Source organism: Acidovorax sp. GW460-11-11-14-LB4, assembly GCF_059423685.1.
In genome coordinates this window covers 41,832-54,719 of record NZ_JBWKYJ010000001.1, presented here as the reverse complement: position 1 = coordinate 54,719, position 12,888 = coordinate 41,832, and the positions used below count along the sequence as shown (strand labels likewise).

The following is a 12,888-nucleotide window of genomic DNA, read 5'->3' as shown; positions in this document are numbered from 1 at the left end:
CCATGACACCGCCCGAAGCTCCCTGTGTGCTGTATTTCGATGACGAAGCCGCACCTGCGCTGCGCCTGGCACAGGCCGCCGGTTTGCCTGCCCAGGCCATCGAACGCCACCGTTTTCCCGATGGCGAACTCAAGCTGCGCCTGCCGGTGAACGAGACCACTGGCCGCCTCCCACGGCACGCCCTGCTGCTGCGCAGCCTGCACCAGCCCAATGAAAAGCTGGTGGAGCTGCTGCTGGCCGCGCGCACGGCCCGCAGCCTGGGTGTACACCACCTCACGCTGGTGGCGCCGTACCTGGCCTATATGCGGCAGGACTTCGCCTTCCACCCCGGCGAGGCCGTGAGCCAGCAGGTGGTGGGCGGGTTTCTGGCCGGGCTGTTCGACGCGGCGGTCACCGTGGACCCGCACCTGCACCGCATCGAACGGCTGGAGCAGGCCATCCCCGTGCCGCAGGCGGTGGTGCTCAGCGGCGCCGAGCCGCTGGCCGACCTGATTGCCCAGCGCCGCCCGAATGCTTTGCTGGTGGGGCCCGATGGCGAATCCGCCCAGTGGATTGCCCAGGCCGCCGCGCGCCACGGCTTTGACCATGCCGTGTGCACCAAGGTGCGCCATGGTGACCGCCATGTGGCCATCGAACTGCCCGCGCTCAACGCCCAGGGGAGGGCGGTGGTGCTGCTGGACGACATGGCCAGCACCGGCCGCACGCTGGCGCTGGCCGCGCGGCTGCTGCTGCAGGCGGGTGCCGCCTCGGTGGATGTGGCGGTGACGCATGCGCTGTTTGCGGGCGATGCGCTGCAGGTGTTGCATGAAGCCGGGGTGGAGGAGGTGTGGAGCACGGACTGCATCCCGCACCCGAGCAACGCCGTGGCCATGGCCGGGCCGCTGGCCACGGCGCTGCAGTCTGTCCTTCGCACCTGAAAACCCCGGGCTCGGGCTGCGACAATGCGCCATTGACTTCCTCGCTGCGCCCGCACAGCGATTCAACGAACACAGAAACGATCCCACCATGCTGCTTGACGCCACCGAATCCCAACTCGTCCTGGTTGATTACCAGGAGCGCCTGATGCCCGCCATCTTTGAGGGCCCCGCCGTGCTGGCCAACGCCCGCCGCCTGGCCGAGATCGCCCGCATGCTGGACGTGCCCGTGTGGGGCACCGAGCAAAACCCCTCGCGCCTGGGCGCCAACGACGCCGCGCTGCGCGCCCTGTGCCAGAAGACCCTGGCCAAGATGCACTTTAGCGCCGCCGAAGAAGGCCTGGGCGAATGGCTGCGCCCTCCCGCCAAGCCCCAGGGCGGCAACGCGCGCAGCCTGCCCAAGCACCTGCAAAAGCCTGCCCCGCTGGCGGCAGAGCGCGGCACCATCGTCATTGCCGGGTGCGAAGCCCATGTCTGCCTGCTGCAGACCGCGCTGGACCTGATTGACGACGAGTTTGAAGTGTGGGTGGTGACCGACGCCTGCGGCTCGCGCACCGAACGCAACCGCGACGCCGCCTTTGACCGCCTGGCCGGCGCAGGCGCCGAGTTGGTGACCACCGAGATGGTGGCGTTTGAATGGCTGGGCAGCTGCGAGCACCCGGCGTTCAAGGATGTGCTCGGGCTGATCAAATAGCGCTTTTCAAGCCAAATTGGCTGCTAGCGCATGATTTTCATGCGCTGGCAGCTATCAAAATAATAGTGACTGATGCAGGTTCCGGTCAGGCGAAGTAGGGCGTTGCCAGCTTGACTGCCAGGCCCACCAGGGCACAGCCGCCCAGCAGCGGCATGACGCCCAGCTTGAAGCGGAACAGTGCCACCAGCGCACCCACGGCGATCACCGCCGACACGGCATCGAAGTGGCCGCCAAATCCTTGTGGCCACAGCAGGTGGTAGGCAAAAAACAGCGCCAGGTTCAGGATCACGCCCACCACAGCAGCCGTGATGGCTGACAGTGGAGCGGTAAATCCCAGCTTGCCGTGCGTGGCCTCCACCAGCGGGCCGCCCGCCAGGATGAAGATGAACGAGGGCAAAAAGGTCACAAAGGTCACGACCGTGGCCGCAGCCACGGCGCCTGCAAAGAGGGCGTCCTGCCCCCACACCTGTTGCAGCCAGCCGCCCACAAAACCTACAAACGCCACCACCATGATCAACGGGCCAGGAGTGGTCTCGCCCAGGGCCAGGCCGTCAATCATCTGCGGGCCGCTGAGCCACTGGTAGTGCTCCACCGCGCCCTGGTACACATAGGGCAGCACGGCATAGGCGCCCCCAAAGGTGAGCATGGCTGCCTTGGTGAAGAACCATCCCATCTGCGTGAGCGTGCCTTGCCAGCCCTGGGTGGCCACCAGCAGGCCCATGGCGGCGAGCCACAGCGCCAGCCCCGCCGCCAGCACCTTGACCAGGTGGACGCGAGAAAAGCGCGCATGGACAGGCGTTGGCGTGTCGTCATCGATCAGCGCGGGGCCATAGCCCTTGTGGGCATTGGCATGGCCGCCCCCCAGTGCAAACACGGCGGGCCAGCGCTGCGCGCCAAAGTAGCCGATGAGCCCGGCCGCCAGCACGATGGCGGGGAAGGGCGTGTCGAACGCGAAGATCGCCACAAACGATGCGGCAGCGATGCCCCACATCCAGCCGTTCTTGAGCGCGCGGGTGCCGATGCGGTGCGCGGCATGCAGCACCAGTGCCGTTACGGCGGGCTTGATGCCGTAGAAGATGCCCGCCACCACCGGCACATCGCCAAAACGCAGATACACCCACGACAGCCCGATCAGGATGAACAACGAGGGCAGCACAAACAGCGCCCCCGCCACGATGCCGCCCCAGGTGCGGTGCATGAGCCAGCCGATGTAGGTGGCCAGCTGCTGCGCCTCAGGGCCAGGCAGCAGCATGCAGTAGTTGAGGGCGTGCAAGAAGCGGTTTTCGCTGATCCAGCGGCGGCGTTCCACCAGCTCGGCGTGCATGATGGCGATCTGGCCTGCAGGCCCACCGAAGCTGATGAACCCGAGCTTCAGCCAGAAAAGAAAGGCGTCGCGGAACGGGACAGACGTGGGGGCAGGGGACGGTGCTGGGTGCATGGTCCGGGAGTGTGACAGGCCGGTATGACGTTTGCCGACATATCAATATGCCTGCTGCATCTGGAGCCATGGATGACGAGGCAGAGGGTTGGCTGCGTCAGTTTGCCGCAAGCCCGTCATGAATAATTATGAATTCAAAACCTGCTGTCCTGGCAGGGCGAGAGAGATGCCGAGGAGACACCCACAATGACCGCACACAGCACCTACGCCGACTTCTACCGCCAGTCCATCGACCACCGAGACACCTTCTGGAGTGAGCAGGCGAAGTTGATCGACTGGAAGACGCCCCCGCAGCAGGTGTGCGACTACAGCAACCCGCCGTTTGCGAAATGGTTTGTGGGTGGCACCACCAACTTGTGCCACAACGCGGTAGACCGCCATCTGGCCACGCGCGCCAGCCAGGCCGCGCTGGTGGCGATCTCTACAGAAACCGACACCGAACGCAGCTACAGCTTTGCCGAATTGCATGCCGAGGTGCAGCGCATGGCGGCGGTGCTGCAAGGCCTGGGCGTGAAGAAGGGCGACCGCGTGCTCATCTACATGCCCATGATTGCCGAGGCCGCTTTTGCCATGCTGGCCTGTGTGCGCATCGGGGCGCTGCATTCGGTGGTGTTTGGCGGCTTTGCTTCGGGCTCGCTGGCCTCGCGCATCGAAGACGCAGAGCCCGTGGCGGTGGTCAGCGCCGATGCAGGGTCGCGCGGCGGCAAGGTGGTGCCCTACAAGCCGCTGCTGGACGAGGCCATTGCGCTGTCCAAACACAAGCCCGCCGCCGTGCTGATGGTGAACCGGGGCCTGGCGCCCATGCACCTGCAGGCGGGCCGCGACCATGAGTGGGCGCCGCTGCGCGAGCAGCACCTGAACACCGTGGTGCCTTGCGAGTGGGTCGAGTCCACCCACCCTAGCTACACGCTGTACACCAGCGGCACCACCGGCAAGCCCAAGGGCGTGCAGCGCGACACGGGCGGCTACACCGTGGCGCTGGCCGCGAGCATGAAGCACATCTTTGATGCCAAGGCGGGCGATGTGTACTTTGCGACCAGCGACATTGGCTGGGTGGTGGGCCACAGCTACATCGTCTACGGCCCACTGATCGCGGGCATGACCACCATCATGTACGAAGGCCTGCCCACGCGGCCCGACGCGGGCGTGTGGTGGAGCATTGTCGAGAAGTACCAGGTCACCCACATGTTCTCGGCCCCCACGGCGGTGCGGGTGCTGAAGAAGCAGGACCCGGCCTATCTGGCCAAGTACAACGTGAAAAGCCTCAAGGCCCTGTGGCTGGCGGGCGAGCCGCTGGACGAACCCACGGCCCAGTGGATCAGCGACGCGCTGGCCGTGCCCATCATCGACAACTACTGGCAGACCGAAACTGGCTGGCCCATCCTGACCCTGGCCAACGGCGTGCAGCAGCAGACCACACGCTTCGGCAGCCCCGGCAAGGCCATGTACGGCTACCACGTCAAGCTGATCGACGAAAGCAATGGCGAAGAACTGACCGGTGCCAACCAGAAGGGCGTGGTCGCCATCGAAGGCCCGCTGCCCCCCGGCTGCATGCAGACGGTGTGGCGCGATGACGCCCGCTTTGTGAACACCTATTGGAAGAGCATCCCCGGCCGCCTCATCTACAGCACGTTTGACTGGGGCATCCGCGATGCTGACGGCTACCACTTCATCCTGGGCCGCACGGACGATGTGATCAACGTGGCCGGCCACCGCCTGGGCACGCGCGAGATCGAGGAGAGCATTGCCTCCCACCCCAACATTGCCGAAGTGGCCGTGGTGGGCGTTGCCGACAGCCTGAAAGGCCAGGTGGCGATGGCGTTTGCCGTGGCGCGCGATGCGTCAGGGCTTACCGATGACGCTGCACGCCTGAAGCTCGAAGGCGAGGTGATGAAGCAGGTGGACCACCAGCTCGGCGCCGTGGCGCGGCCCTCGCGCGTGTACTTTGTGACCGTGCTGCCCAAGACCCGCAGCGGCAAGCTGCTGCGCCGCGCCCTGCAGGCCGTGGCCGAGCGGCGCGATCCAGGCGACCTGACAACGATGGAAGACCCGGCGGCGCTGCAGCAGGTGAAGGACCTGGTGGGCTGAGTTCAGGCCCGCCCGGGCCGGCGGGTCACTGCAGTGGCCTGGCAACAAATGCCTGTTTACCCTGCCGGTCGAACCCCGCCTGCTCGTAAAAGCGCAGGGTGTTTTCGTCCTTGCGGCCCGTCATCAGCATGACCTTGTAGCAGTGCTCCCGCCAGGCATGGGCCAGGGCGTGCTGCAGCAGCGTATGCCCCCAGCCCTGGCCGCGATGGGCCGAGTGCGTCACGACGTTCTCGATGACGCCGTAGGGACGGCATGCGCGCGTGAGGTTGGGGATGACGGTCAGCGTGCAGGACGAGACCAGCACACCCTCATCCCACCCACCAAAGTACCGAATGCGTGGGTTGGCGAGCGCCTCGGCCCACACAGTCTGCACCTCGGGGAGTGGGGGCAGCGGGTCGTCTAGCGCGTGCAGGTGGGTGTACAGACTGAGCAGGGGGGCCAGGTCTTCGGCGCTGAGTTCACGGATGTTCAAGGCCAGCCTCCAGGGGGCGAAGAGTATGCTTGTTTGCTACCAAACTCATAGCTGCTGACGCATACGATACTAGCGCCTGGCAAGGTTTTAATGCTACAAAACCGGCCGGTTCCGCTGCCACCCCGCAGGCGGCTGCCAGGTGGGCGTCCAGCCGATGAAATCCTCCAGCGGCATGGGCCGGGCAATGCAGTAGCCCTGCGCCTGCAGGCAGCCCAGCTGCAGCAGCATCTGTCCCTGTTCGACGGTTTCCACCCCTTCGGCGATCACCCGGTAGCCGAACGAGCGTGCCAGGCCGATCACACCCTGCACGATGGCCAGGTCCCCCGGGTCGCCCATCATGCCGTGCACAAAGCTCTGATCGATCTTGAGCGTGTCCATGGGCAGGCGGCGCAGGTAGGTCAGCGACGAATAGCCGGTGCCAAAGTCGTCCAGCGCCACCGTCACGCCCATGGCGCGCAAGGCGTTCAGGGTGTCGGCCACCGCGCTCAGGTCGTACAGGGCGGCGCTTTCGGTGATCTCGATCTCGACCAGGTGCGCGGGCACGCGGGGGTGCCGCGCCAGGCAAGCGGCCACCCAGTCGGCAAAACCCGGCTGCTGCAGGTGCTGGGCGGCAATGTTGATGCTCAGCGGCATGGGCATGCCCCGATCCTGCAACTGCTCCAGCACCGTGAGCGCCGCCTCCGCCACCCATTCGCCAAAGCCGATCTCCAGGTCGGTGCCCTCCAGCAGCGGCAGAAATTCGCCCGGTGGCACCAGGCCCCGCTCGGGGTGCAGCCAGCGCGAGAGCACTTCGGCTCCCACCACGGTGCCGCTGCGCATGTCCACCTTGGGTTGCAGGTACAGGGTGAACTGGGCTTGCGCCAGCGCCTCGCGCAGGTAGTGCCCCTGGGCGCGCAGCAGTTGCACGGCGCGTTCCTGGGCGGCGTCGAACTGGTGAAAACGGTTGCGCCCGGCCTGCTTGGCCGCATACATGGCCTGGTCGGCATGGCGCAGCAGGGTGTCGGCGTCGGCGTCGTCCTGCGGAAAGATGGTGTAGCCGATGCTGGCCGTGACGACCACGCGCTCGGTGTCCAGCGTGTAGGGGGCCGAGACGCTTTCCATCACGCGTTCCAGCATGCGTTCGCAGTCGCTCACCGAGCCGAGGCCAGGCATGAGGATCACGAACTCGTCGCCACCCAGCCGGGCCACCGTGTCCAGCGGCTGCAGTGCGCGCGTAAGCCGCCCGGCCACCACCACCAGCAGGCGGTCGCCCGCCCCGTGGCCCAGGCGGTCGTTGACCGGCTTGAAGCCGTCCAGGTCGAGGTAGGCCACACCCAGCTGCTTGCCGGTGTCACGGGCCTGGGCCATGCATTCCTGCAGCTTGCGCGCCAGCAACACCCGGTTGGGCAGGCCGGTGAGGGCGTCGTACAGCGCCAGGCGCTGCAGCATGACCTCCTGCTCGCGCTGGGGGGTCACGTCGATGGCTACACCGAGCATGCGGGCCGGGCGGCCTTGCTCGTCAAAGCCCACGATCTTGCCCAGGTTGCGCACCCAGCGCACCGGCTCGTTGGGCTGGTTCAGTCGCCAGGTGGCGTCAAACGGGGTGCCCAGGTGGGCGGTGTGGCGCGACAGCTCGGTGGTGATGCGGTCGATGTCGTCTGGCGCAATGGCCGTGGTCCATTGCACGGCCGCCGAGGTGTCGCCGGTCACCGGCAGCCCGCGCATGGCACGCCAGCGGCGGTCGCCCGTGACCAGGCCGGTCTGCAGGTCCCAGTCCCACAGTCCCAGCGATGCGGCGGAGATGGTGAGCGACAGCAGGGCCTCGCGTTCACGCACCTGCACCTCGTTGCGCTTGCGGTCAGTGATGTCGTGCACCGAAAACAACCAGCAGGGCTCGCCGTCGAACTCGGTGGCGCGCATGGACTGCAGCACGGTGCGCCGGGGACCATTGCGCACGTTCAGCGTCACTTCGTAGTCGCTGAGGTGGCCGGTCTGGCTGACCTGCTCCATCAGGCGCTGGCGGTCTTCGGCGGTGAAGATGCCCAGCTCCACTGCGGTGCGGCCAATGGCTTCCTCGCGGGGAATGCCCAGCATCTCGACCCAGGCAGGGTTGAGGTCCACATAGCGGCCATCGCTGCGGTGCGACAGGCCCATGGGGTAGGGCATGAGATGGAAGATGCGCGAGAAGCGCTCCTCGGACTGGCGCAGGCGCTGCTCGGCACGCTTGGCCTCGTCGATGTCCTGCATCACGCCGCGCACCCTGACCACGCGGCCGTTCTCGATCACCGGCTCGCCCCGGGCGCGCACCCAAAAAAGATGGCCGTCGGCGTGATAGACCTCCATCTCCATGCTCCACTCAGCGCGTGAACGGATGCTCTGGCGGAATTTTTCGCGCAGCGGCTCGCGGTACTGCGGGGCCACATGGCGGTCGATGTAGTCGCTGGGGGGCGGCTGGTTGGGTGACAGGCCGTGGATGTCAAAACACACGTCCGACCAGTACACCAGGCCACGGCCACGCTCGTCCTCCCATGCGCCCAGCCGGGCCAGTCGGCCGGCTTGCTGCAGCTGGTTGTAGAGCGCCCGAAGTTCGTCGCTGGTGCGTTGGGCTTCGGTCATGTCGTGGAAAACGAAAACAAAGCAGTTTTCGCCATTCACAAGCACAGAGCGTGCCGACATCAGGCCCGGAACCTGCACCCCCTTGCTTTGCGCGACCAGGGGCAACCGGTCCACCTTGCCTTCTCGCTGATAGGTGTCCAGCAGCCGCTTGCGCTCGTGCTCGTTGGCCCAGATGTGCAGCTCCGACGAGGTGCGGCCCAGGACCTCCTCGCGCGTGAAGCCCAGCAGCTCGCAGAACGCCGGGTTCACATCGATGTAGCGCCCGTCGGCTATGCGGGTGATGCCTGCCGGGTCGGGCAGCGTCTGGTAGAAGGTGGTGTATTTGGCCTCAGCGGACAGCAGGGCCTCCTCGGTCTCGCGGTGGGCGGTGATGTCCACGTCCATGCCGATCAGGCTGGCCGGGCGCCCCTGCGCATCGCGCCGGGCGACGGTGCCGCGGGACATCAGCCAGCGCCACCGCCCCTGGGTGTCCATCACGCGGAACTCGGCCTCGTAGCTTTCCTCCAGCCCGTCCATGGCACGGGCCAGCTTGGCGGCATTGCGTTCAGCGTCCAGCGGGTGGCGCCGGGCGTACCAGCGCTGCCAGAGGTCGGGCGACTGCAAGTCGGCACTGGTAATACCATAGGCCTCGTAAAACCGGCCATCACACAAAAACCGGCGTTCGACCACGTCCCATTCCCAGCGGCCGCCGCCCAGGGCATCCAGCGCCAGGCGCAGCTGGTGCTCCTGCTGGCCCAGCGTCTGCTGGATCTCGTTGCGCGCCAGCTCGGCGCGGGCCCGGCTGGCAATCACCAGCCAGCCAATCCCGAGCATCAGCACGCCGGCGCCGTGGTGCCAGTGCATGTTGCTGGTGCCTTCGGGGGCCGCGCTGGTGGCCGTTGTGACCAGCGAAACCACGAGCGGCAGTGTGAGGGTCAGTCCGGCCAGTGGCGCCCAGTCGGGCCAGGCCCAGCGCTGTCCCAGGCGGCGCCACGCCCAGCCGGTAGCCAGCGCGCCACCCAGAACGGTGGTGGCGGGCCAGACGGCCGAGGTGTCTGTCCAGAGCGCGGCCTGCAAGGCCAGCACGGCGGTGATGGCCGCCGCCGGCACGCCAAAAAACAGCGCCACGAACGCCGTGGCGGTGGGGTAGGCCACGATGTGGAGCTCCGGCGCATTCCAGCGCAGTGCCTCGAAAGCTGCGATGGAGACCAGCCCGCCCGCCACGCCGAGCAGGATCAGGGTGCGCCGGGACGGGTGCAGAGACTCCTGCGGCGACAGCCAGACCGGCACCAGCAGCAGTAGCATGAGTGCAGTGCCCGCCAGCAGCGTGTTGTTACCCATGGTGTTTTCCTTGGGTGGTCTGGTCGCTGAAGCGGGCGGCTGCGGGTCTGAAAAGTGGCGAACAAGCCAAAAGAAGGAGCGGGTGCATGTCGCGACCTGTGCCGCATGTGGCCTTGCTCAGAAGGCATGCACCCGATAAAAAAACCATCCGCCAAGTTTAGGCCTGTTCTGAGGTGGGCCGGGCGGGCCGCAGCGTCCTGATAAGTCCGGTTGACAACAAGGTGCCGCACACGATCACCAGCGCGCAGCCCACCATCCACGGCGTGATGGTCTCGCCCAGGAACAGCGTGCCATACAGCACGGCGAACACCGGGGTGATGAAGGTCACGGCAAGCGCGCGGCTGGGGCCCGCGTGCTCGATCAGGCGAAAGTACAGGATGTAGGCAATGCCGGTGCACAGCACGGCAATGGCCAGGATGGCCGCCCAGGCGCGTACACCGGGCATCTGCGCCGGCCACAGCCACAGCGTGGGCAAGGCCAGGCCCAGCGCGGCGCCCAGCTGGCTGCCGGCGGCCGTGGCCAGCGGCGGCAGCCCCGTGAGGTGGCGCCGCGCAAAACTGGCCGACACGCCATAGAACGCCGACGCGAGCAGGCAGGCCGCAATCGCCCAGTGGGCGTGGTCGGTCTTGAACCCGGTGCCGGCAGGTGCGCGCCAGGCCAGCAGGGCCACGCCCACAAAACCCAGTGCCAGCCCCACCCAGCGCAGGCGGTTGATGCGGTCGCCCAGCCACACCCAGGCGATGAGCGCACCAAACAGCGGCACCGTGGCGTTGAGGATAGAGGTCAGACCCGTGGCGATGTGCAGCACCGCCCAGGAAAACAGCGAGAACGGAATCGCCGAATTGATGACCCCCGCAAACAGGATGGGCCGCCAATGCTGGCGCAGCGCAGGCCAGTGGCCCTGGCGCAGCATGATGGGCCACAGGAACACCGTGGCCAACGCCACCCGCAGGCCGGCGGTGGGCAGGGGACCAAAGTCGGACGCACCCAGGCGCATGAACAGGAACGACGCGCCCCAGAGTGCGGCCAGCAGGATGAATTCGCCGATCCAGGTGGAGACGGGCCGGGTGGCGGGGCTGTTCATGCGGTGGCTTTCATGGGATGGGCTGCGGCGGCCAAAAGGGGTGCATTCTCCAGCGTCAGCAAAGCCCTCTTGCGATCGAGGCCGCCTGCATAGCCCGTCAGACTGCCGTCGGCACCCAGCACACGGTGGCAGGGCACCACCACGCTCAGCGGGTTGCGACCCACGGCGGCACCCACGGCCCGCACGGCGCTGGGGTTGCCCAGCTGGCGGCCCAGCGTGCCGTAGCTGATGGTCTGGCCCCGGCCAATCTGCAGCAGCGCGCGCCACACCGATTGCTGAAATGCCGTGCCCCCCGACAGGTCCAGCGGCAGGTCGAAATGTTGGCGCTGCCCGCCCAGGTATTGCTGCAGCTGGTGGGCGGCTTCTTGCAACACAGGGTGGTCGCCAGGGGCCAACGCCCAGGCCTCGGAACCGTGCAAGTGGGCGGTGGGCTCGTGGCGCTGGCCTTCAAACCAGACGCCCGACAAGCCGTTGGGGGAAGCGGCCAGCCGCATGGGCCCCAGCGGGGTGTCGGCCCGTGCCTGCACGGTGAGGGGGTGAAACTGCATGAGAAGAGGTCGTTAGAGGGTATTGAGGGAGGTTTTGATCCGAAATCGGCACCATGCGCTAGTGCCTATTGCCTGAGGTGCTATGGTTTTGATAGTTTCTGGGCGTCGGCAGGTGCAGGCGTGCCGGCACCGCTGTTGCCAGCAGCCCAGGCGCGCAGCACCGCGTAGCTGCGCCAGGGGCGCCAGGCCTGCGAGGCCTCTTGCGCGGCGCGTGCGGGGTTCTTGTGCTGCTGCACCCCCAGCGCCTTGTGCAGCGCCACGTCCCCCGCCGGAAAGGCGTCGGGCCAGCGCAGCACCCGCATGGCGATGTACTGCGCCGTCCAGTCACCAATGCCGGGCAGGGCGCACAGGGCGGCGGTGGTGCTCGGCACGTCGGCTCCCGCGTGCAGGGGCAGGGTGCCGCTGTCCACCGCGCGGGCCAGCGCCACGATGGCCGCTTGACGCTGGCGCACGATGCCCAGCTGGCCCAGCGTGTCGCCATCGGCGCGGGCCAGGGTGGCTGCGGTGGGAAACAGCCGGTGCAGCCCGGGCCAGGGCGTGGCGATGGGTTCACCCAGCCGCTCCACCAGCCGCTGGCCCAGCGTGCGCGCGGCCGCCACGGTGATCTGCTGGCCCAGCACGGCGCGCACGGCCAGCTCAAAGCCGTCAAACGCTCCGGGCACACGCAGGCCATCACCCTCCGGAAAGTGCGGGTGCAGCACGGCGTTGATGGCTGCGGGGTCGGCGTCCAGGTCGAGCATGGCGCGCACGCGGCGGATGACGAGCGGCAGCACGGGGTACAGGCTGTCGCTGGTCTGCAGCAGCACCTGGTGGCGCGCCAGGTCAAAACGGGCACTCAGCCAGCCGGTGGTCTCCTGCGGCAGGCCGGTGCAGGTCCTGGCCAGCCGCACGGTGCGGCGCAGGCCGGGGCCGTCCGCACCATGCACCACGCACTCCACGCCATGGAACTGCCGCTTTTCAAAAAAGGCCAGCAACGCCGCCACGTCCAGTGGCGGGCGCCACGCCAGGCGCACGGCGCTGGTGCGCCCCGCGCCCGATGCGGCGCTGCCACCGCCGTTGCGCCGCAGCTGGGTGGGGTTGAGCCCGTAATGCCCCACAAAGGCGGCATTGAAGCGGCGCACGCTGGCGAACCCGCTGGCCAGTGCGACCTGCGTCACGGGCATGGCGGTGTCGGTGAGCAGCTGCTTGGCCGTGAGCAACCGCCGTGTCTGCAGATATTGCAGCGGCGATACGCCCAGGGCCGCCTCAAAAATACGGCGCAGATGCCGGTCGCTCACGCCCAGCCGCTCGGCCAGGCGGGTCACGGTGGCGCTGCCCTCGCCGGGTGCGGCCGGTGCGGGCCAGAGGTCGGGCGCGTCCAGCAGGCGCACGGCTTGCTGCACCAGAATGCCGCTGGCGTCCTGCACCGACCACACCATCGCCTGGGGGGCCAGCTCCGGCCGGCAGCGCAGGCAGGGGCGAAATCCGGCGCTTTCGGCCTGAGCCGCCAGCGCAAAAAACCGGCAGTTCTCGCGCCGGGGTGTGCGCACGGCGCAGACGGGGCGGCAGTAGATGCCGGTGGAGGTCACTCCGGTGAAAAAATGCCCATCAAACCGCGCGTCGCGCGCCTGCAGCGCCAGGTAGCGGCCTTCGTCGGATGCCACATCCGTGGCGGTGTACGAGGGGGGGGCGGTCGGGGTCATGGGCCAGATCATAGGAGCCTGGCTTCGCACCACTGGCCGTTTTCGGACCTGTG

General features: G+C 67.6%; 9 protein-coding genes. 3 read left to right on the top strand and 6 right to left on the bottom strand.

What is annotated here, in order from left to right:
- The first annotated feature begins 2 nt into the window (after positions 1-2).
- Together AC07X4_RS00240 and AC07X4_RS00235 are read left to right on the top strand one after the other, a co-directional pair.
- Positions 3-917, top strand: coding sequence for a ribose-phosphate diphosphokinase (locus AC07X4_RS00240; RefSeq protein WP_494738874.1), 915 nt, complete (start codon positions 3-5; stop codon positions 915-917).
- Between the two features lie 88 nt (positions 918-1,005).
- Positions 1,006-1,608 (top strand): isochorismatase family protein, encoded by a 603-nt coding sequence (locus tag AC07X4_RS00235; protein ID WP_063460222.1) that lies wholly within the window; start codon positions 1,006-1,008, stop codon positions 1,606-1,608.
- Between the two features lie 85 nt (positions 1,609-1,693).
- Here AC07X4_RS00235 and chrA read toward each other — a convergent pair whose 3' ends face one another.
- The gene (chrA, locus tag AC07X4_RS00230) at positions 1,694-3,046 is read right to left on the bottom strand and encodes a chromate efflux transporter (protein WP_494738873.1); all 1,353 of its coding nucleotides are present in this window, start codon (positions 3,044-3,046) and stop codon (positions 1,694-1,696) included.
- A 186-nt stretch (positions 3,047-3,232) separates the two neighbouring features.
- On the opposite strand from chrA, the gene AC07X4_RS00225 reads away from it, so the two are divergent.
- A complete protein-coding gene (locus AC07X4_RS00225) occupies positions 3,233-5,134 on the top strand; it encodes a propionate--CoA ligase (RefSeq protein WP_494738872.1) in 1,902 nt (633 codons plus the stop codon).
- Positions 5,135-5,159: 25 nt separating this feature from the next.
- Here AC07X4_RS00225 and AC07X4_RS00220 read toward each other — a convergent pair whose 3' ends face one another.
- The 5 genes from AC07X4_RS00220 to AC07X4_RS00200 form a co-directional block, all read right to left on the bottom strand.
- On the bottom strand, positions 5,160-5,606 hold the full coding sequence (locus tag AC07X4_RS00220; RefSeq protein ID WP_494738871.1) for a GNAT family N-acetyltransferase: 447 nt from the start codon (positions 5,604-5,606) through the stop codon (positions 5,160-5,162).
- 93 nt (positions 5,607-5,699) lie between these two features.
- Entirely contained in the window at positions 5,700-9,521 is a 3,822-nt protein-coding gene (locus AC07X4_RS00215) for an EAL domain-containing protein (protein WP_494738870.1), read from the bottom strand.
- A gap of 157 nt (positions 9,522-9,678) precedes the next feature.
- Positions 9,679-10,605 (bottom strand): DMT family transporter, encoded by a 927-nt coding sequence (locus tag AC07X4_RS00210; protein ID WP_099730309.1) that lies wholly within the window; start codon positions 10,603-10,605, stop codon positions 9,679-9,681.
- Entirely contained in the window at positions 10,602-11,153 is a 552-nt protein-coding gene (locus AC07X4_RS00205; protein WP_494738869.1) for a methylated-DNA--[protein]-cysteine S-methyltransferase, read from the bottom strand. Before AC07X4_RS00205 ends, AC07X4_RS00210 begins: the two co-directional genes overlap by 4 nt.
- Positions 11,154-11,233: 80 nt before the next feature.
- Positions 11,234-12,835, bottom strand: coding sequence for a DNA-3-methyladenine glycosylase 2 family protein (locus AC07X4_RS00200; protein ID WP_494738868.1), 1,602 nt, complete (start codon positions 12,833-12,835; stop codon positions 11,234-11,236).
- Positions 12,836-12,888 lie beyond the last annotated feature (53 nt).